Origin of the sequence: Staphylococcus cohnii species complex 1663 (assembly GCF_041008415.1) — a bacterium.
In the GTDB taxonomy this organism is placed as follows: Bacteria; Bacillota; Bacilli; order Staphylococcales; family Staphylococcaceae; genus Staphylococcus; species Staphylococcus ureilyticus.
The window spans coordinates 196,000-217,571 of record NZ_JBFDVL010000001.1 but is presented as its reverse complement, the minus strand read 5'-3'; the positions used below and the strand labels follow the sequence as shown (position 1 = coordinate 217,571).

The window sequence follows — 21,572 nt, the reverse complement described above, 5'->3', positions numbered from 1 at the left end:
ATTTCTATAAATATATTTATTAAAGTTGAATTCATTAACTTTAAAATAAACTTGTTTATGTTTTAATTTAAAAAATAAAAGACTAGAAAGTAATTTTAACCATTACATTCTAGTCTAAAATATGATGTTTTTATGCGGAAACATAACGCTCATCGCTATAATAAAAGCATTTCAATACTTTGACTTCAATATTATTTCACTATAAGTACTGGTATAGGACTTCTTTTAGCAACTTTATGTGTCACATCTCCAAGTACATGTTTGATATCTATACTTACGCGATGGTTACTCATTACAACTAAATCAAAATCGCCTACATCCATATCTCCAAAACTGATTCTCTCAAGTATGGTATCTTTTACAGGTCCAAATTCGATGGCTACTTTATAATTAATACCTTGCTCTTTTAATTTTTCAAGAAATGGAGTAAGTTCTTCTTCCTTTTCTTTGATGATATCTTCTTTATGTTTATTTTCATAACGTACACTTGCCAATAAATCATTTTCAGTCATGACATTATGAACAACTACAGTGGAATCTTCTCCAACTAATTTCGCTAAGTTCTCAGGAATGTTATCGAAATCATTTTCAAAAGAGTATGGTAGTAAAATATTTTTATACATAATAAATCACCTTTCTTAATTAAACTATTGCAAAACAGTCTCATGTAGTTTTGCTCGTTTAAATATATTTTTGGTGCCTTAATGCGTATTTTACTAGTGAAACAACTGAAGTATTGAGCAACTTTTTGCATTAAATCAATGATGTACCCATACCATAAAAAATTTTTAGTGTACTTACTTATTATTTAATTACCACAATTTTATATAAATTATTCATTAAATAACCATTATTAATGAAATATTTCATATTCAGCGCTTCAAAATACTTATATCTTGTTGATTACATACACAAATAACAATCACAATAATGATTTCAAAAATAGATTTCGTTTATAAAAAATAGACATGACTATGAAATCAAAATCATTTCATTGATCTCATAGTCACGCCTTATAATGCTTGTTTTATTAATGTAATTGTTCTTGGCCTCGTTTATTCCAAGTTAAAATAAAGCTTAACATCGCTAAAATACTAATAACTGTTAATAAGACAAAACCAAAATCCCATCCAAAATGTTGTACGACAAAACCTAAAACAATATTTGCCATCACAGCACCAAATAAGTAACCAAATAAACCCGTTAGACCTGCAGCTGTTCCGGCTGCTTTTTTAGGTACATAATCTAATGCTTGTAAACCAATCAACATCACTGGCCCATAGATTAAAAATCCAATTGCAATTAATGATAAATTGTCTAACCATGCATGACCAGGAGGGTTCAACCAATAAATTAATACAAAGATTGTAACGCCAAGCATAAAGAAGAAACCTGCAGGACCACGGCGCCCTTTAAATACTTTATCGGAAATATAACCACAAAGTAGTGTACCTGGAATGCCTGCCCATTCATAAAGGAAATAAGCCCAACCTGATTCACTTAAATTAAATTGCTTTTCTTCACTTAAATAAGTAGGTGCCCAATCTAGCACACCATAACGTACAAAATAGACAAAAATATTAGCAAAAGCAATGGCCCATACCCATTTGTTATTCAATACATATTTAAACAGTATTTCTTTTGTTGTTAACTCTGTTTCAAGTGTTTCATGCGACGTCGTTGAGTAATCTTTGTTAAAGCGTTCAATAGGAGGTAAACCTTGTGACTGAGGTGTATCTCTAATTAAACAATATGCAATAATTGCGATAACAATTGCCAGTAATCCTGGATATATAAATACGCCTTCAAATCCTCTTAAATAACCAAAATTATAAAGGGCAGTCATAGATATTCCCCATGTTGCGATCGGTGCCATTAGACCTCCACCAACATTATGAGCCACGTTCCAAATAGACGTTTTACTACCACGTTCACTAACACTAAACCAATGCACAAGTACACGTCCTGATGGCGGCCATCCCATACCTTGAAACCACCCATTTAGAAATAACATAATAAACATGATTGTGATACTAGAAGTAAAAAATGGTACAAATCCTAATAGTAAATTAACAATTGCCGTAAGCATCAAACCTAAAGTTAAAAATACACGCGCATTACTGCGATCACTTACGGTCCCCATTACAAATTTACTAAATCCATAAGCGATTGAAATGGCTGATAGCGCAATACCAAGCTCTCCTTTACTGAAACCATCTTCAATTAATGAAGGCATCGCTAATGAAAAGTTTTTTCTCAGCAAATAGTAACCCGCATAACCGATAAAAATACCTAAAAAAACCTGTAACCGTAACTTTTTATATGTATCATCTACCTTTTCAGATGGTAAAGGATCCACATGTTTTGCTGGCTTTAAAAAACGAAACATACAATCACCCCTAAATTAGCAATTATTTTTCCTTAACATTTTATTTACAAATTATTTACTTAATATTAATATTTCCCAGTTAGTAAAGCAATACTATTATTAAGATTTGAATATTATTATTGTAAGAAATAATATTTACTAATGCGTGGGGTATACGATCGCAATAATCAAAGATTTCATAAATCAAACACCTCATAGTTATGATAAATCTTTAACTACAAGGTGTTATGAAAAGTAACTATTACAATACATCAAAAAAATGCATGCTTAATAGCACAATTATAATAAATAATCCGACACAAACTATAAAACTGTACATAAAAGTTACAGTATTACGCAATTTACTACTATAAACATCATTAGGGTCTTTCCCATGCATAAAAGCAACTATCCTGTCATACGTTTGTATTCTATACGATTTTTTTAAGGCTTCTACTTTAAATGATGCAATAATCATAGTTATTAAGAGTATAAGTTCAGCTGAAATCCATAATGTCGTCCAATAGTAGAGTGTTGGACCTGCTAAAATTGCGGATAATAACATAGGCCAAATCATTAAATGACTCCATAAATTAAATTTGCTCTGTTTTAACTTTTGTTCCATAATCTCTATGTCTCCTTTAACTAAATTATCTAAAGAAACTTGAAACAAAGAACTAAGCATTAACAAATTATGTATATCTGGATAACTTTTATCATTTTCCCAATTTGAAATTGTTTGTCGTGAAACATACAATTTTGCAGCTAATTCTTCTTGTGATAAATGGTCACGCTGTCTAAAAAATTTAATTTGATTACCTATGTTCATTTGCCAAGCTCCTTTAACTTGAGACTATAGTGTGATTCTATTTTAGACTACCAAATTGTATTGACATGCGCACATTTAATTATGCAAAAAGTTTTTGTCATATAGCTATAGCGTCTTTTTTAGACCTCCCTTAGACTTACAAGAAATAAGAGTAAGACCGCAACTAAATCATGTTTTTAATCACGTATCTTACTCCTATCATTATTATTAATTAATTAACCTGTATCATAGCGTTAAGAAATCAGTATCCCATCATAATTTTATATTTATGTGGCTGTTTGTTGTTGTTGATATGGTATAGGATGATCTAATTCAAATGAAGCACCTGCAGTAATTTTTTTATATTGATAAGTAAAGTAACCAATCCATAAAATTGTAAATACAAATGCGAGGCCATAACTTAAATTAAGATCCAGACCTAAACCTATCTTCTGACTTAAAATATAAGTGAAAATATTCCAAGTCATAAAGACTGCCGGAATTGCAGCCACCCAAAAATTCTTTTTCGCGATAAGTAAGTACATTGCACCTACCCATAAAGCGACAACAGCTGTAGTTTGGTTTGCCCAAGAAAAATAGCGCCATAAAATGGTAAAGTCTACCTGAGTCAAACCAAAGCTTACGACAAATAATGGTGCAGCTACAATCACTCGTTTTAACATACTGCGCTGACCATAATTTAAATAATCAGCTATAATCATACGTGCACTACGGAAAGATGTATCACCACTTGTAATTGGTAAGACAATAACACCTAGTACTGCAATCGTACCAAACACAGAACCCAATAATAGATGTGATGCTTCACTTACAACAAGAGCCGCTTCCCCACGTGCTAAAACATCACTTAATCCACTATATCCATTAAATAAACTCATGCCTGCAGCTGCCCAAATCATTGCTATAATACCTTCTGCAATCATCATTCCATAGAATATGAAACGACCATTTTTCTCTTTGTTTGTCGTTCTCGAAATAATAGGCGTTTGTGTAGCATGAAAACCAGATAAAGCACCACAAGTAATTGTAAAAAATAGTAGTGGAAATATAGGAGCGCCATCTGGATGCATATTTTTCAAATTAATTTCAGGTATCGGTGCACCTGTTTGAATAAGACGGAAACCTATACCTACTGCACTAATTAATAGCAATGCACCGAAAATTGGATAAATGCGTCCAATGATTTTGTCTATAGGTAAAATTGTAGACAAAATATAATAAACAAAAATGACAAAGATAATGATACCTAATGCGATTCGACCATCTAATAAATTATGTAGTAATAATGCCGGGCTTGTTACAAAAACTGTTCCAGTTAGCAATAATAATAAGATTGAAAAGATATTTACAAAGTGTTTCATGACCTGACCTAAAAATTTACCAGCAAGCTCCGGTAAATGTGCCCCTTTATTTCTAATTGAAATCATTCCAGTCAGATAATCATGTACTGCACCTGCAAAAATACATCCCACAACAATCCATATAAATGCTACAGGTCCATATAATGCCCCCATAATCGGTCCGAAAATCGGTCCTACACCTGCAATGTTCAATAGTTGAATGAGTGAATTTGATGATGTCTTCATAGGTAAATAATCGACATTATCACGTTGATTATATGCTGGTGTTGGTCTATCTTGTTTCGTTCCAAACATTTTGTCGATATACTTCCCATAAGTGAAATAACCTATAACTAATAAAACAATAGATACAATAAACGTTACCATTTTAACATCCCCCTTTAATAATATGTAAGCGTTTTCTTAATTTAATCACATATTTTATTATTCTACAATCATGTAAATGTTTTTTATTTATTTATTTTTAATTTTTGGGGAATATAAAATAAAATATACTTTTAAAATAATCTTTACATTTAAATGATATCTGACTCATTAACACTTATAATAAATAAAAAAAGTACAACCTCATTTAAATTAAAACGAAGTTGTACTTTTTGAATAAGCGATATGTTCAATTAAACTCAACTGTTATTTTTTATAAAGCTTAATTTTTATTTCATAATAATCATCATGGTCTTTAGCTTGATGTTCAAACTTGATGCCACTTTTTTCAATTTCTTCTAAACTTTTGCCTACCGCTTCACGTGCATCTGTTAAGTCTTTTTCAAATGCAAAACTTTGCGCTTTCACTTTTTCAGGGCCGACTTTTTGTTTTACTCTAGCTTCAGTTTGTTTCACGTTTAACTTTTGGCTTATAATCGTTTCCACTAATATTTCTTGATCTTCATCTGATAAACTTAGCATCGCACGTGCATGACGTTCTGTAACTTTGCCTTCACGTAAACGTTCTATCACTTTTGGCGCTAATTTTAATAATCTCAATTTATTTGCTATAAAACTTTGACTTTTACCTACACTTTTAGCTAATTCACTTTGTGTAGTATCACCTAGTTCTAAAAGTTTTTTATAGGCTTCCGCCTCTTCTACAACAGATAAATTTTCACGTTGGATATTTTCTATTAAAGCAACCACTGCAGTTTCTTCATCACCTAAATCTCTGATAATGACATCTGCGTATGTCTTATTCAACGATTGTAAGGCTCTAAATCTACGCTCTCCAGCAATAATTTCAAACATATCCTCTTCTATAGGACGTACTACAATCGGTTGTAACAATCCATGCTCATCTATTGATTCTGCGAGTTCTTTAATCTTATTTGGCTCAAATATTTGTCTTGGTTGATAACGATTTGGCACAATACGTTCAGTATGAATAGATTCAACACTATTATGATCCTCTTCTATATAACCAACAATGTCATCTTTATTTTTCAAACCAAATAATTTAGAAAAAGGTTTCTTCATATTTTATGCGCTCCCTCTAAATTAGTTGTATTAAATCACTTTTCTTTTTCAAGTAATGGAGACTTATTGGGCATTCCTGGTTTTCTTGGATATTTCTTTGGTGTCTCACTTCTCTTATCAATCTTTATCATTTGCCTTTCACCAGCATCTTCTGGTAATTCATATGAAATGACATCCTGAAGTTTACCACCGAGGATTCCTATACCAAAACGCGCTTCTTTCAATTCTTCTTCGCCTTTAGCTGATTTTAAAGCAATGAATTGTCCACCCTTTTTAACTAACGGTAAACACAATTCGCTTAATACGGAAAGTCTAGCAACTGCACGTGCAGTTACAATATCATAAGACGCCCTGCAGTCTCCCTTCCCGTAAATTTCTGCGCGATCATGTACAAAATTCACATTTTCTAAATCTAATGCTTCTGCTAATTGATTTAAAAAATGGATGCGTTTATTTAATGAATCTACAATTGTAATTTTTAAATTAGGATACATAATTTTTAATGGAATACTTGGAAAACCAGCACCAGCACCAATATCACAAATTGTTAGCTCTTGTGTCAAATCCGTATAAAAACTTAGTGCAATTGAATCATAAAAATGTTTCAAATACACTTCATGTTCTTCAGTAATGCTTGTTAAATTCATTTTTTCATTCCATTCAACGAGCATTTGAAAATACGTTTGAAATTGATGTTGTTGTTTTTCTGTAAGTTCGATATCTTGTGTGCTGAGTTGCTCAGTTAACCATTTTACACTCATCTTAATTTTCCACCCTTTGTATTTTACCTTGTTCTAGGAACACTAATAAGATCGAAATATCTGCAGGATTTACACCTGAAATCCGAGATGCTTGCGCAATATTTAACGGTTTAACTTCCGCTAATTTTTCGCGTGCTTCAGTCGCTAAACTATCAACTTTACTATAATCTAAGTCTTCTGGAATTTTCTTTTCTTCCATACGTTTTACTTTTTCAACTTGCTGTAACGACTTATTGATATAGCCTTCATATTTTGTCTGAATTTCAACTTGCTCTTCAACATCACTAGGTAATTGATTTTCTTCTTCTAAAATTTCTAGAATCAAGTTATACGTCATTTCAGGTCTACGCAATAACTCCAAGGCTAATATACCGTCTTTCAAGCGTGAACCGCCTTGCGCTTCAATAATTTCTTGTACACGTTCGTGCGGTTTTATTCTAATTTCATTTAAGCGTGCTTGCTCATCTTTTATCATTTGACGTTTTTCATTGAAACGCGCATAACGTTCTTCAGAAATCATACCTAATTTATAACCTAAATCTGTTAATCGTAAATCTGCATTGTCATGTCTTAATAATAAACGATATTCTGCACGTGATGTTAATAAACGATATGGTTCATTGGTACCTTTTGTTATAAGATCATCTATTAAAACACCAATATAGGCGTCTGAACGGCTTAAGATGACTTCTTCCTCATCTAGTACTCTTGACGCTGCGTTAATTCCAGCCATGATACCTTGTCCTGCCGCTTCTTCATAACCAGAAGTTCCGTTGATTTGTCCTGCAGTATATAAGTTTTTAATTTTTTTAGTTTCTAGTGTTGGCCACAGTTGTGTCGGTACAAGTGCATCATATTCAATTGCATATCCTGCACGCATCATATCCGCTTTTTCTAAGCCTGGAATTGTTTCCAACATCTGACGTTGAACATGTTCAGGTAAGCTTGTTGATAAACCTTGGACATAAACTTCATTGGTATTTCTACCTTCTGGTTCTAAGAAAAGTTGATGTCTAGGCTTATCATTGAATCTTACAAATTTATCTTCAATTGATGGACAATATCTAGGTCCTGTACCTTTAATCATGCCTGAATACATCGCAGATAAATGTAAATTATCATCTATAACTTGATGTGTTTCTCCATTGGTATATGTTAACCAACAAGGTAATTGATCTAAAATATATTCCGTTGTTTCAAAACTAAATGCTCTACCAACGTCGTCACCTGGTTGTATTTCTGTTTTAGAATAATCAATCGTTTTGGCATTAACACGCGGTGGTGTACCAGTTTTGAATCTCACTACTTCAAATCCGAGATTTCTAAGATTATCAGCTAGTGAAATAGATGGTAATTGATGGTTTGGACCACTTGAATATTTCATGTTACCTAAAATGATTTCACCACGTAAAAATGTACCAGTTGTAATAATGACCGCATCTGCCCAGTATTCTGTGCCGATATTCGTACGTACGCCTTTGATGACTTCATCTTCAATAATTAAGTCATCCACCATGCCTTGCATAATATCAAGGTTTGCTTCATCTTCAATTACCTTTTTCATTTCTTGTTGATAAAGAACTTTGTCAGCTTGTGCGCGAAGTGCTCTTACTGCTGGGCCTTTGCCTGTGTTTAACATACGCATTTGGATATGCGTTTTATCGATTGTTTTCGCCATTTGGCCACCTAATGCGTCTATTTCACGAACTACTATTCCTTTAGCCGGGCCACCAACTGATGGGTTACATGGCATGAATGCAATATTATCTAAATTTATTGTTAACATTAACGTTTTGGCACCACGTCTTGCTGAAGCAAGTCCAGCTTCAATACCAGCATGTCCGGCTCCAATTACTATTACATCATATTCTTGAGCCATACTTTTTCCTCCCTTTTATTTTCCTAGACAGAATTGACTAAATAATTGATTTATCAATTCTTCACTTGCGGATTCTCCGATAATTTCGCCTAAAATTTCCCAAGTTCTCGTTAAATCTATCTGAACCATATCCATTGGCACACCAGCTTCTGCAGCATCTATAGCATCTTGAATTGAGTTTCTCGCTTGTTTTAACAATGAAATATGTCTTGAATTCGATACATATGTCATATCTTGATTTTGGACATCTCCTGCAAAGAATAAATCTCTAATTTGTATCTCTAACTGATCAATACCTTCTTGTTTTAACATTGATGTTTGAATGATTGGCATATCTCCAACCATTTCTTTTACTTCTGAAATATCTAATTGTTTGTCTAAATCCATCTTGTTAATTATGACAATGGCATCTTCATTTTTAATAACTTCATATAACTTGCGATCTTCTTCTGTTAATGATTCGTTATAATTTAGCACAAACAAGATTAAATCCGCTTCACCTAAAGCTTTGCGTGAACGCTCTACACCAATACGTTCAACGATATCTTCGGTTTCACGTATCCCAGCAGTATCTACTAACCTTAGAGGTACACCGCGAACGTTTACGTACTCTTCTAAAGTATCTCTAGTCGTACCAGGCACCTCTGTAACAATCGCCTTGTTGTCTTGAATCAGGTTATTTAACATAGATGACTTACCAACATTCGGCTTACCAACTATGACCGTTGCTAAACCTTCTCTCATTATCTTCCCTTGTGTGCCTGTATCTAATAACTTATTAATCTCTGTCTTAATTTGATTTGATTTTTCTAATAAAACTTCTGTTGTGGCATCTTCCACATCATCATATTCAGGGTAATCTATATTAACTTCTACTTGTGCAAGGATTTCGAGAATGGATTGTCGCTGTCGCTTAATCATATCACTTAAACGACCTTCAATTTGATTCATTGCAACTTTAGATGCACGATCGGTTTTAGAACGAATAAAATCCATCACCGCTTCGGCTTGAGATAAATCAATACGCCCATTTAAAAACGCACGTTTTGTGTATTCACCTGGGTCAGCCATTCTTGCACCGTGTGTCATTGTTAACTCTAATACTCTATTGATGGTTAAAATACCACCATGACAATTAATTTCAACGATATCTTCTCTAGTAAATGTTTTCGGTGCACGTAAGACAGACACCATCACTTCTTCGACCACTTCATTTGTCTCAGGATCAACAATATGCCCATAATTTATTGTATGAGAAGGTACATGTTCTAATGGTTCTTTCCCTTTATATAATTTATCTGCAATATTTACCGCGTCAACACCTGACAAACGTACAATACCAATAGCACCTTCACCCATAGGTGTGGATATACTCGTTATCGTATCTAAATCCATCATCCATCTCGCCTCCTTTATTCTAAAATTTATCATTATAATATTGTAAATAGTTTTGGATCAAAAAGCTAACATCTTGTTCAAAATTTCTAAGAAGTTAGTCTTAGGGTTGTCTGATGTTAGGCTGACGTCAGTCTTAATTATCCCCTACCCTACTTAATTCGTTTATTAAAAACCTTAGCTATTTTTAAAACATGTTCTAAACTTGCTTGGATTTGTAGTGTATCCATATCTTTAGCTGGCTGCCTGGCTATCACAATAATTTCCATTGGTAATATATTTTGTTTATGTACCTTGAAACTTTCACGAATAGCACGCTTAATTTTATTTCTAACAACAGCATTACCTAATTTTTTAGAAACACTAATACCTAGTCTGAAGTGTTCTAATTCTTTATTAGGTTTCGTATAGACTACAAACTGACGATTTGCTACTGATTTTCCTTTTTTATATATAAATTGGAAATCACTGTTCTTTTTAATTCGGTATGCCTTCTCCACGAAACATCACTCGCTTATCTTTTCATTACATTTATTATTATATATCTAACATATGTTGTATTTTTTAATAATAACAATAATTTTGCTACTTATTTTCGTTATTTTAAACCAAAAAAAAGACCACTGATGAGTCAGTGATCTTATGCTGATAATACCTTACGGCCTTTACGACGACGACGCGCTAAAACTTTACGACCGTTTTTTGTGCTCATGCGTTTTCTGAAACCATGAACTTTACTATGTTTACGTTTATTTGGTTGATAAGTACGTTTTACCATGCAAAAACACCTCCATCTGTATTCGGTTATCTAAATATTATAATAGATAAATTAATATAAGCTTTTTGCTTCAAGTCTTGATTTAATATTATTAATTTCTAGTCATAATTCAAGCAACTACTACAATATAACAAAATCTTTTTTATAAAGCAAGTATCAATTTCAAGCATGTTTTCATCTCATTATAATATGAATGAGTATTAGATATTTTAAAACTGTATTGATAAATACGTCTATTAATATAGAAGATTCACCTTATCATATAAATATTTTTCATTTCAAATCTAGAGAATTTTTAATTATACAAATTCCATACACTTTTTATAAATTATTTCCCAAGCCCACAAATCGTTTAATTTTTGATATACTATTCATTCTTGTAAGTTATCCACTTATTCACAGATACGCATGCTTATTTTGTGGATAATATTTCATCTATGCACAGGGTTATTTACGATTTAACAACATATTCACAGCCATTTGACAGAGATGTTTGTTAAAAAGTATAATTGTGTGGATAAGTTATGTAAATATTGATAAATAAGGAATTATATTATGGAGATATATCCTAAATGGTTGTGTATAACTTATAATCCACAATGAGTTATCCACTGATTGTGTGTAACTTGTGGATAATTATTAACAGCTTGTGATTATGTTTATTCACACATGTTATTTCTGTGTATAACTTTTAAAATATAGAAAGTTGGAGTTTGCTATTATGTCAGAACAAGAAATTTGGGAAAAAGTTTTAACCTTAGCTCAAGAAAAAGTCAGCTATCCTAGCTATCAAACTTTTTTGAAAGATACAAAACTTTATTCGTTACAAAATGATGAAGCTATTGTAGTCATTGATGATCCTTTTGTAGCTAATTGGTTAAAAACACATTATGTTGAAATCGTACAATCTGCATTATATGAAGCTATTGGTCACGAAATCATGCCAGTATTTTACTCTGAAGATGAATTAGAAAGTTTAAAATCTGATAAAAAACAAGATGTTAAACAAAGTGCTAATGAAAAAGAAGTAGACCTTGATACTGTTGATGTAGCAAAAGTTGGTGATGAACAATTCAATATCAACAATACATTTGAAACATTCGTCATCGGTCCTGGAAACAGATTCCCACACGCTGCGAGTTTAGCTGTAGCCGAAGCGCCGGCCCAAGCATATAATCCATTATTTATATATGGTGGTGTAGGATTAGGTAAAACCCATCTAATGCATGCTATTGGTCATTATGTCTTAGATAATAATCCAGATGCCAAAGTAATCTATACATCTAGTGAAAAATTTACCAATGAATTCATTAAATCTATCCGAGACAATAAAACAGAACGTTTTAGAGAAAAATATCGTAATATCGATGTGCTCTTAATAGATGATATACAATTCATTCAAAACAAAGAACAAACTCAAGAAGAATTCTTCCACACATTTAATGATTTACATCAAGCGAATAAGCAAATTGTTATTTCTAGTGATAGACCTCCTAAAGAAATTGCTAAATTAGAAGATCGACTACGTTCTCGCTTTGAATGGGGATTGATAGTAGATATTACACCGCCAGACTACGAAACCAGAATGGCGATTTTGCAGAAAAAAATTGGTGAAGAAAATATAAATATTCCTACTGAAGCCTTAACGTATATCGCTAATCAAATACAATCTAATATACGTGAACTTGAAGGCGCACTTAATCGTGTATTGGCCTTTTCAAAATTACAAGGACAACCTATCACAACCGAATTAACAGCAGCTGCACTGAAAGATATCATCCAAGCACCTAAATCTAAAAAAATTACTATACAAGATATCCAAAAAGTTGTTGGAGAATACTATAGTGTAAGAATAGAAGACTTTAGTGCCAAAAAACGTACAAAATCGATTGCTTATCCACGTCAAATTGCTATGTATTTATCACGTGAATTAACCGACTTTTCGCTACCTAAAATCGGAGAAGAGTTTGGTGGACGTGATCATACTACTGTTATTCACGCACATGAAAAAATAGTAAAAGATATCAATAATGATCCAACATTTAAGCAAGAAGTTGAAAATCTTGAAAAAGAAATTAGAAACCAATAAAACAATCTGTACTATAACAGATTAATAAATTAATTTAGAGGTATAACAAAATAACTTATTTTTTAACTTTGTGGACAATGTGCAAAAGTAATACACACTGTGCACAAGTTATCCACAGTCGTCAAACAATGACATGATTGTATTAATTTGAGTTATCCCCTAATCCACAAGCCCTACTACTATTACTACGGGTTTAAAACCTATATAATTATTATATAAACGACTGGAAGGAGTTTAAAAATGGAATTTACAATTAGAAGAGATTATTTTATAAATCAATTAAATGACACATTAAAAGCAATCTCACCAAGAACTACATTACCTATACTAACGGGTATAAAAATTGAAGTTAAAAACAATGAAGTCATACTTACTGGTTCAGATTCAGAAATCTCAATAGAAATTACAATTCCTAAACAAGTAGATGGAGAAGACATTATTGAAATTACAGAAACTGGTTCAGTTGTACTCCCTGGTCGTTTCTTTGTAGATATTATTAAAAAACTACCAGGAAAAGAAGTTAAATTATCAACAAATGAACAATTCCAAACTTTAATAACTTCTGGACATTCAGAATTTAATTTAAGTGGTTTAGATCCAGATCAATATCCTTTATTACCACAAGTTTCTCGTGATGATGCGATTCAATTATCTGTAAAAGTGCTTAAAAACGTGATAGCACAAACGAATTTCGCAGTGTCCACCTCAGAAACACGCCCAGTACTCACTGGTGTTAACTGGCTTATACAAGATAATGAATTAATATGCACAGCGACTGACTCACACCGCTTGGCTGTGCGAAAAGTGGCTTTAGAAGATGAATCTGAAAATAAAAATGTCATTATTCCAGGTAAAGCTTTAGCAGAATTAAATAAAATTATGTCTGATAGTGAAGAAGATATCGATATTTTCTTTGCATCAAACCAAGTATTATTTAAAGTCGGAAATGTAAACTTTATTTCACGTCTCTTAGAAGGTCACTATCCAGATACTTCACGTTTATTCCCGGAAAACTATGAAATTAAAATAGGCATAGATAACGGAGAATTCTATCATGCTATTGATCGTGCATCTCTATTAGCACGTGAAGGTGGGAACAATGTTATTAAATTAAGTACAGGTAATGAATTAGTCGAATTATCTTCTACATCACCAGAAATTGGTACTGTGAAAGAAGAAGTAAAAGCGGATAACGTTGATGGTGGCAATTTAAAAATTTCATTTAACTCTAAATATATGATGGATGCACTTAAAGCAATCGATAACGATGAAGTTGAAGTCGAATTCTTTGGTACGATGAAACCATTTATTTTAAAACCAAAAGATGACGATTCAGTTACACAATTAATTTTACCAATTAGAACATATTAAACTTTTGTTCAAGAGATAGAGCCTGAGACAGATTTATGTCTCGGGTTTTTTATATTGTGGATATTTACAACCTAGTAAGCATAACTTAGGGTTGTGGACAGAAGATTGATTAAAAACGCATTTTCAATTCAGTTATCTACTGCCAATATGAAATGCGTTTGAGGCTAATCTATTATGTCTCAATCTCTGTCATTAATAAACCATTGCTTCACTCTTTTTTATTTTGAAGTAATTTTATAAAATAAAACGTGTATATTGATAAAGATATATTAATCATAAACAATTAACGCTACTTACATGCTATTTAGAGCTTAAATATAAGCCATTTAAATTATTTTAGACTTATGATACCTAAAATTAATAAATAAACTGAGAAAGTCGTTAAAATTCAAAATTATAACATTGCCGTGGAATCCATATAAAAATTCTTTATGAAATATTGCGTAGTTAAAAACATTAATAATTAATTTTCTTAGTTAGAATCTTTTTTAAAGTAATAGAATATTAGGAAGAAAAGTTTGTTATAATATATGAGTGTTACATTGTTAAAAGTACCTTTGTAAATAAAGTTCAATAATAGTAAAAATTATACATAAGAAAACGCTTTCTATCTGCATTTTGCATGAAATTTTTCTCAAAAAAAGGTATAATATATAGATGAGTTTAAAAGGAATGGAGTGATTGATTTGGTTGAAGAAGTAATTGTTGATGGAGACATTACTTTAGGGCAATTTCTAAAGACAGAAGGTATTATTGAATCTGGTGGTCAAGCGAAATGGTTCTTGCAAGATTTTGAAGTAATGATCAATGGTGAGCGCGAAATGCGTCGTGGTAAAAAATTAAACCATCAAGATAACATCGTTATACCAGAAATCGGTTCATTTTTGATTATACATCAAGGTGAAGAATGAAACTAAAGACACTCCAGCTAGACAATTATCGTAACTATGAGTCAATTACCCTAAATTGTCACCCTGAAGTCAATATATTGATTGGCGAGAATGCGCAAGGGAAGACTAATTTATTGGAATCTATTTATACACTAGCATTAGCCAAAAGTCACAGAACATCAAATGATAAAGAACTCATACGTTTTGATCGAGACTATGCTAAAATAGAAGGTGAACTCAGTTATAGATATGGAGAAATGCCTTTAACGATGTTTATAACTAAAAAGGGTAAGCAGGTTAAAATCAATCACTTAGAACAAAGTAGACTGACACAATATATCGGTCACTTAAACGTTGTCTTGTTTGCACCTGAAGATTTGAATATTGTCAAAGGTGCACCTCAAATAAGACGTAGGTTTATAGATATGGAACTTGGACAAATTTCAGCAGTGTACTTAAATGATTTGTCTCAATATCAAAGAATTTTAAAACAAAAGAATAATTATTTGAAGCAATTGCAATATGGTCAAAAGACTGACAGCACTATGCTTGATGTCTTAAACCAACAATTTGCAACATATGCACTCAAAGTTACATTAAGACGTGAACATTTTATTAAAGAACTTGAATCATTAGCCAAACCTATTCATTCTGGCATTACAGACGAGAATGAAACACTGTCATTAAAGTACCTTCCTAGTATCAAATTAGATGCTGAGGAAAAAAGTGAGACGGAACGCTTAGAGGAAGTCTTAACTTTACTAGATGATAATAAAGATCGTGAAAAAGATAGAGGTGTCTGTTTGTTTGGCCCTCACAGAGATGATTTAGGTTTCAACGTAAATGGTATGGATGCTCAAACTTACGGTTCGCAAGGACAGCAAAGAACGACGGCTTTATCAATCAAACTTGCAGAAATCGAACTGATGAATATTGAGGTAGGTGAGTATCCCATCCTATTACTAGATGATGTGTTAAGTGAATTAGATGATTCACGTCAGTCTCATTTATTGAGCACAATTCAACATAAAGTGCAGACATTTGTGACGACAACATCAGTTGATGGCATTGATCATGAAATTATGAAAAACGCTAAACTTTATCGCATTAATAATGGCGAAATTATAAAGTAACGGAAAGTGAAGGTGGAAGCATTGTCAGATGTGAACAACACGGAAGATTATGGTGCTGGTCAGATTCAGGTATTAGAAGGTCTAGAAGCGGTTCGTAAGAGACCAGGTATGTATATAGGCTCAACTTCAGAAAGAGGACTACATCACTTAGTTTGGGAAATTGTTGATAACAGTATTGACGAAGCACTCGCAGGTTATGCTGACCAAATCGACGTTATTATTGAAGAAGATAATTGGATAAAAGTAACAGACAATGGTCGTGGTATTCCTGTTGGTATACAAGAAAAAATGGGGCGACCTGCCGTTGAGGTTATTCTAACTGTACTACACGCTGGTGGTAAATTCGGCGGTGGCGGTTATAAAGTTTCCGGCGGTCTACATGGTGTAGGTTCTTCTGTTGTAAATGCTTTATCAGAAGATTTGGAAGTGTATGTGTACAAGGATGAAAATATATATCATCAAGCATATAAAAAAGGCATACCTCAGTTTGATTTAAAAATCATTGGTGAAACTGATGAAAGTACTGGTTCTACAGGTACTGCGATTCGTTTTAAAGCTGATCCTGAGATATTCACTGAAACAACAACATATAATTATGAAGTATTGCAACAACGTATCAGAGAACTGGCGTTTTTAAATAAAGGTATCTCAATTACATTAAGAGATGAAAGAGAAGAAGAGGTTCGTGAAGATACTTATCACTACGAAGGTGGTATAAAATCTTACGTTGAAATGTTAAATGAAAATAAAGAACCTATTCATGAAGAACCGATATATGTACATCAATCAAAAGATGATATTGAAGTTGAAATCGCGCTTCAATACAATAAAGGCTATGCTACAAATCTTTTAACATACGCGAATAATATTCACACTTATGAAGGTGGTACTCATGAAGAAGGCTTTAAACGAGCGCTCTCTCGTGTGTTAAATAGCTACGGTCTTAACAGTAAAATTATGAAAGAAGATAAAGAAAGACTTTCAGGTGAAGATACACGTGAAGGCTTAACGGCTGTTGTTTCAATCAAACATGGTGATCCACAATTCGAAGGACAAACTAAAACTAAATTAGGTAACTCCGAAGTACGTCAAGTTGTTGATCGTATATTCTCCGAGTTGTTTGAACGCTTTTTATACGAAAATCCACAAGTAGGTCGAACAATCGTAGAAAAAGGAATGATGGCATCACAAGCACGTCTTGCAGCTAAAAAAGCGCGTGAAGTGACACGTCGTAAATCTGCGTTAGAAATTTCAAGTTTACCAGGGAAACTTGCAGATTGTTCTAGTAAAGACCCTTCTCGAAGTGAAATTTTCATCGTCGAAGGTGACTCTGCCGGAGGGTCTACAAAATCTGGTCGTGACTCAGAAACGCAAGCCATTTTACCATTACGTGGTAAGATATTGAACGTTGAAAAAGCACGTTTAGATAGAATTTTAAATAATAATGAAATACGTTCTATGATTACTGCTTTTGGTACTGGTATTGGTGGAGAGTTTGATTTAAGTAAGGCACGCTATCACAAGATTATCCTTATGACAGATGCCGATGTTGATGGTGCACATATTAGAACTTTATTATTAACATTCTTTTATCGCTTTATGAGACCGTTAATTGAAGCTGGATATGTTTATATTGCACAGCCACCATTATTCAAATTGACACAAGGTAAACAGAAATACTATGTGTTTAACGAACGTGAATTAGAAAAACTTAAAGCCCAATTGGATCCAAGTCCAAAATGGTCTATTGCACGTTACAAAGGTCTTGGTGAAATGAATGCTGATCAATTATGGGAAACAACTATGAATCCAGAAAACAGAGCTATGTTACAAGTATCATTAGATGATGCGATTGAAGCAGACCAAGTTTTTGAAATGTTAATGGGCGATGTTGTTGAGAACCGTAGACAGTTTATTGAAGATAATGCAGTTTATGCAAACTTAGATTTCTAAGACAATGAACTGAATTTTTGAAGGAGGATATCTTGATGGCTGAATTACCTGAATCAAGAATAAATGAACGAAATATAACGAATGAGATGCGTGAATCGTTCTTAGATTATGCGATGAGCGTTATCGTTTCACGTGCGCTACCAGATGTTAGAGATGGTTTAAAACCAGTACATCGACGCATACTTTACGGCTTACACGAACAAGGTATGACACCTGATAAATCATATAAGAAATCTGCGCGTATTGTTGGGGATGTTATGGGTAAATATCACCCTCACGGTGACTCCTCAATTTACGAAGCTATGGTTAGAATGGCACAGGACTTCAGCTATCGATATCCTTTAATTGATGGCCAAGGTAACTTTGGTTCTATGGATGGTGATGGTGCAGCGGCGATGCGTTATACAGAAGCGCGTATGTCTAAAATCACACTCGAAATGTTGAGAGATATTAACAAAGATACGATTGATTTTGTTGATAACTATGACGGTAACGAAAGAGAGCCGGAAGTCTTACCTTCAAGATTTCCAAATTTACTTGTAAATGGTGCATCAGGTATCGCAGTAGGTATGGCTACTAATATACCACCACATAATTTGACTGAAGTGATTAATGGCGTATTAAGTTTAAGCTATAATCCAGATATTACGATTGCAGAATTAATGGAAGATGTCCAAGGGCCAGACTTCCCTACAGCAGGTATTATTCTTGGTAAAAGTGGTATACGCCGTGCTTTTGAAACTGGACGTGGTTCGGTTCAAATGAGAGCAAGAGCTGAAATTGAAGAACGTGGTGGTGGCCGTCAACGTATCGTTGTAACAGAGGTTCCATATCAAGTAAATAAAGCCCGCATGATTGAAAAAATTGCTGAATTAGCACGTGATAAAAAAATCGATGGCATTACAGATTTACGTGACGAAACAAGTTTACGTACTGGCGTGCGTGTTGTGATTGACATACGTAAAGATGCCAATGCCAGTGTTGTATTAAACAACTTGTATAAACAGACACCATTACAAACGTCATTTGGTGTTAACATGATTGCTTTAGTTGATGGCAGACCGAGATTGATTAACCTTAAAGAAGCATTGGTTGAATACCTTGAACATCAAAAGATAGTTGTAAGAAGAAGAACAGAATACAACTTGAAGAAGGCACAAGACCGTGCACATATTTTAGAAGGCTTAAGAATTGCTTTAGACCACATTGATGAAATTATTCGTGTGATCCGTGAATCTGATACAGATAAAGTTGCAATGGTAAGCTTGCAAGAACAATTTAAACTTACTGAACGACAAGCGCAAGCCATCCTTGATATGCGATTAAGACGTTTAACAGGTTTAGAAAGAGATAAGATTGAATCTGAATATAATGAATTAATTGCATATATAGAAGAATTAAAAGCGATTCTTGCAGACGAAGAAAAACTATTACAACTTGTTCGTGATGAATTAATTGATGTTCGTGAACGCTATGGTGACGAACGTAAAACAGAAATTCAAATGGGTGGTCTCGACAATATTGAAGACGAAGACCTAATCCCAGAAGAACAAATCGTCATCACATTAAGTCACAATAACTATATTAAACGTCTACCCGTTTCAACATATAGAGCTCAACATCGCGGTGGTCGTGGTGTACAAGGTATGCAAACATTAGAAGAAGATTTTGTAAGTCAACTTGTTACATTGAGTACACACGATCATGTCTTATTCTTCACGAACAAAGGTAGAGTGTATAAACTTAAAGGTTATGAAGTGCCAGAACTCTCCCGACAGTCTAAAGGTATCCCAGTAGTCAATGCGATTGAACTGGATAATGATGAAACGATTAGTACAATGATTGCCGTCAAAGATTTAGAAAGTGAAGAAGACTACTTAGTATTTGCAACGTTAAATGGTATCGTTAAACGTTCAGCATTACGTAATTTCTCACACATTAATAAAAACGGTAAGATTGCGATTGGTTTCAAAGAAGATGATGAATTGATTGCAGTCAGATTAACAGATGGTGAAGATGATGTATTAATCGGTACTGCTCATGGTTCTTTAATCCGCTTTAACGAAACTGCATTACGTCCATTAGGTCGTACAGCTGCTGGTGTTAAAGGTATTACATTAAGAGAAGGCGACAGCGTCATTGGATTAGATGTTACTAAAGCAGAAACAGATGATGAAATTCTAGTCGTGACTGAAAATGGCTACGGTAAACGTACCCCAGTTAGTGAATATCGTTTATCTAACCGTGGCGGTAAAGGTATTAAGACTGCTACGATTACAGAACGTAACGGTCAAGTTGTATGTATCACATCCGTCGAAGGTAAAGAAGACTTGATGATTGTTACAAATGCTGGTGTAATTATCCGTATCGGCGTTGAAGATATTTCACAAAATGGACGTGCAGCCCAAGGTGTAAGATTGATTAAATTAAACGACGATCAATTTGTTTCTACAGTTGCTAAAGTAGATGAAGAAGAAAAAGAAGCTGAAGAAATTGAACTTCAAGAAACAGAGAATGAACAAATTAAAGGCTCTTCAAGTGACGGTCAACAATCAGAATCAGTAGTAACTGATGATTTATCAGAAGATATCGTTCATACCGAAGTTGAAGAAGATACAGATGAAGATGGTCGTCAAGAAGTGAGAAAAGACTTTATGGATCGTATCAATGAAGACATTGATAACAGTGATAATGAAGACACTGAAAACGAAGATGACGAATAATCTCAATTTCTATAAGTAAACCAACAGCTACATTTAAAATTGAAAAATTTAAATATACAAATGAATCTGGGAAATAAATCCCTATTCTCAAAATAAGAGGGCCAATCCTTAATATGGATTGGTCCTCTTTATATTTAAAATGTTACGATTTTGATCGTGCATGCTTGCCTGGGGATATGGCTCGAGCCTGTAGTCTCTCACTCATATCATTTCCCCGGGCGTCCGCACGATGCAAAATCTCTATAAGTGATGTGTTTTAATACAATAGAAAAAACTTCGTATTATATAACTTAATATGAATACACACGATGGATGAGTCCATTTTATATAAAAATATTACGATTTTGATTGTGCATGCTTGCCTGGGGATATGGCTCGAGCCTGTAGTCTCTCACTCATATCATTTCCCCGGGCGTCCGCACGATGAAAAATCTCTAGTCATAAAATAGAAAAACTACTTAATGATGATATCCGAATGATGTGGCTATTACAAAATCAAATGCCTTCTTCTAAAAACAATTAATCGTTTTAGAGTAAACCCTAAAGCAGATGCCCTATTAGCATCTTTAGTTCAT

Annotated in this window: 16 protein-coding genes and 1 pseudogene; 7 read left to right on the top strand and 10 right to left on the bottom strand. The window is 33.4% G+C overall.

The genetic code is table 11. The features are described from left to right. Positions 1-191: 191 nt before the first annotated feature. From AB1J10_RS00950 to rpmH, 10 genes are all read right to left on the bottom strand, one after another. Entirely contained in the window at positions 192-623 is a 432-nt protein-coding gene (locus AB1J10_RS00950; protein ID WP_107385344.1) for a universal stress protein, read from the bottom strand. A gap of 407 nt (positions 624-1,030) precedes the next feature. Then, complete coding sequence (gene glpT / locus AB1J10_RS00945) at positions 1,031-2,389, bottom strand: glycerol-3-phosphate transporter (RefSeq protein WP_107386058.1); 1,359 nt, start codon at positions 2,387-2,389, stop codon at positions 1,031-1,033. Between the two features lie 241 nt (positions 2,390-2,630). Continuing rightward, on the bottom strand, positions 2,631-3,197 hold the full coding sequence (locus AB1J10_RS00940; protein WP_107385339.1) for a helix-turn-helix transcriptional regulator: 567 nt from the start codon (positions 3,195-3,197) through the stop codon (positions 2,631-2,633). A gap of 266 nt (positions 3,198-3,463) precedes the next feature. Next, positions 3,464-4,924, bottom strand: a complete 1,461-nt coding sequence (locus AB1J10_RS00935; protein ID WP_224395880.1) for a carbon starvation CstA family protein — start codon at positions 4,922-4,924, stop codon at positions 3,464-3,466. Positions 4,925-5,188: 264 nt separating this feature from the next. After that, complete coding sequence (locus AB1J10_RS00930) at positions 5,189-6,025, bottom strand: ParB/RepB/Spo0J family partition protein (protein WP_224395879.1); 837 nt, start codon at positions 6,023-6,025, stop codon at positions 5,189-5,191. Positions 6,026-6,060: 35 nt separating this feature from the next. Then, positions 6,061-6,786 carry a 16S rRNA (guanine(527)-N(7))-methyltransferase RsmG gene (gene rsmG / locus AB1J10_RS00925; RefSeq protein ID WP_369002956.1) on the bottom strand — a complete coding sequence of 242 codons (726 nt, stop codon included), beginning with the start codon at positions 6,784-6,786 and terminating at the stop codon, positions 6,061-6,063. A gap of 1 nt (position 6,787) precedes the next feature. Next, positions 6,788-8,665: a tRNA uridine-5-carboxymethylaminomethyl(34) synthesis enzyme MnmG gene (gene mnmG, locus AB1J10_RS00920; RefSeq protein WP_107384809.1), complete on the bottom strand. Its 1,878-nt coding sequence runs from the start codon at positions 8,663-8,665 to the stop codon at positions 6,788-6,790. Between the two features lie 15 nt (positions 8,666-8,680). After that, entirely contained in the window at positions 8,681-10,060 is a 1,380-nt protein-coding gene (gene mnmE, locus AB1J10_RS00915; protein WP_181187421.1) for a tRNA uridine-5-carboxymethylaminomethyl(34) synthesis GTPase MnmE, read from the bottom strand. A gap of 152 nt (positions 10,061-10,212) precedes the next feature. Then, positions 10,213-10,560 (bottom strand): ribonuclease P protein component, encoded by a 348-nt coding sequence (gene rnpA / locus AB1J10_RS00910; protein ID WP_046207171.1) that lies wholly within the window; start codon positions 10,558-10,560, stop codon positions 10,213-10,215. 140 nt (positions 10,561-10,700) lie between these two features. Further along, the gene (gene rpmH, locus AB1J10_RS00905; RefSeq protein WP_000240855.1) at positions 10,701-10,838 is read right to left on the bottom strand and encodes a 50S ribosomal protein L34; all 138 of its coding nucleotides are present in this window, start codon (positions 10,836-10,838) and stop codon (positions 10,701-10,703) included. Between the two features lie 721 nt (positions 10,839-11,559). On the opposite strand from rpmH, the gene dnaA reads away from it, so the two are divergent. The 7 genes and pseudogenes from dnaA to AB1J10_RS00870 all read left to right on the top strand — a co-directional run. Continuing rightward, entirely contained in the window at positions 11,560-12,927 is a 1,368-nt protein-coding gene (dnaA, locus tag AB1J10_RS00900; RefSeq protein ID WP_224395877.1) for a chromosomal replication initiator protein DnaA, read from the top strand. A gap of 240 nt (positions 12,928-13,167) precedes the next feature. Then, positions 13,168-14,298: a DNA polymerase III subunit beta gene (dnaN, locus tag AB1J10_RS00895; protein ID WP_019467929.1), complete on the top strand. Its 1,131-nt coding sequence runs from the start codon at positions 13,168-13,170 to the stop codon at positions 14,296-14,298. 677 nt (positions 14,299-14,975) lie between these two features. Then, positions 14,976-15,209, top strand: a complete 234-nt coding sequence (yaaA, locus tag AB1J10_RS00890) for a S4 domain-containing protein YaaA (RefSeq protein WP_198644733.1) — start codon at positions 14,976-14,978, stop codon at positions 15,207-15,209. Further along, a complete protein-coding gene (recF, locus tag AB1J10_RS00885; protein ID WP_210137625.1) occupies positions 15,206-16,321 on the top strand; it encodes a DNA replication/repair protein RecF in 1,116 nt (371 codons plus the stop codon). The genes yaaA and recF overlap by 4 nt, the downstream gene beginning before the upstream one ends. A gap of 12 nt (positions 16,322-16,333) precedes the next feature. Further along, complete coding sequence (gene gyrB / locus AB1J10_RS00880; RefSeq protein WP_210137626.1) at positions 16,334-18,274, top strand: DNA topoisomerase (ATP-hydrolyzing) subunit B; 1,941 nt, start codon at positions 16,334-16,336, stop codon at positions 18,272-18,274. Positions 18,275-18,309: 35 nt separating this feature from the next. After that, positions 18,310-20,997 (top strand): DNA gyrase subunit A, encoded by a 2,688-nt coding sequence (gene gyrA, locus AB1J10_RS00875; RefSeq protein WP_369002955.1) that lies wholly within the window; start codon positions 18,310-18,312, stop codon positions 20,995-20,997. A gap of 433 nt (positions 20,998-21,430) precedes the next feature. Beyond that, positions 21,431-21,566 (top strand): annotated as a pseudogene (locus tag AB1J10_RS00870) (transposase); the annotation flags it as partial. Between the last annotated feature and the right edge of the window lie 6 nt (positions 21,567-21,572).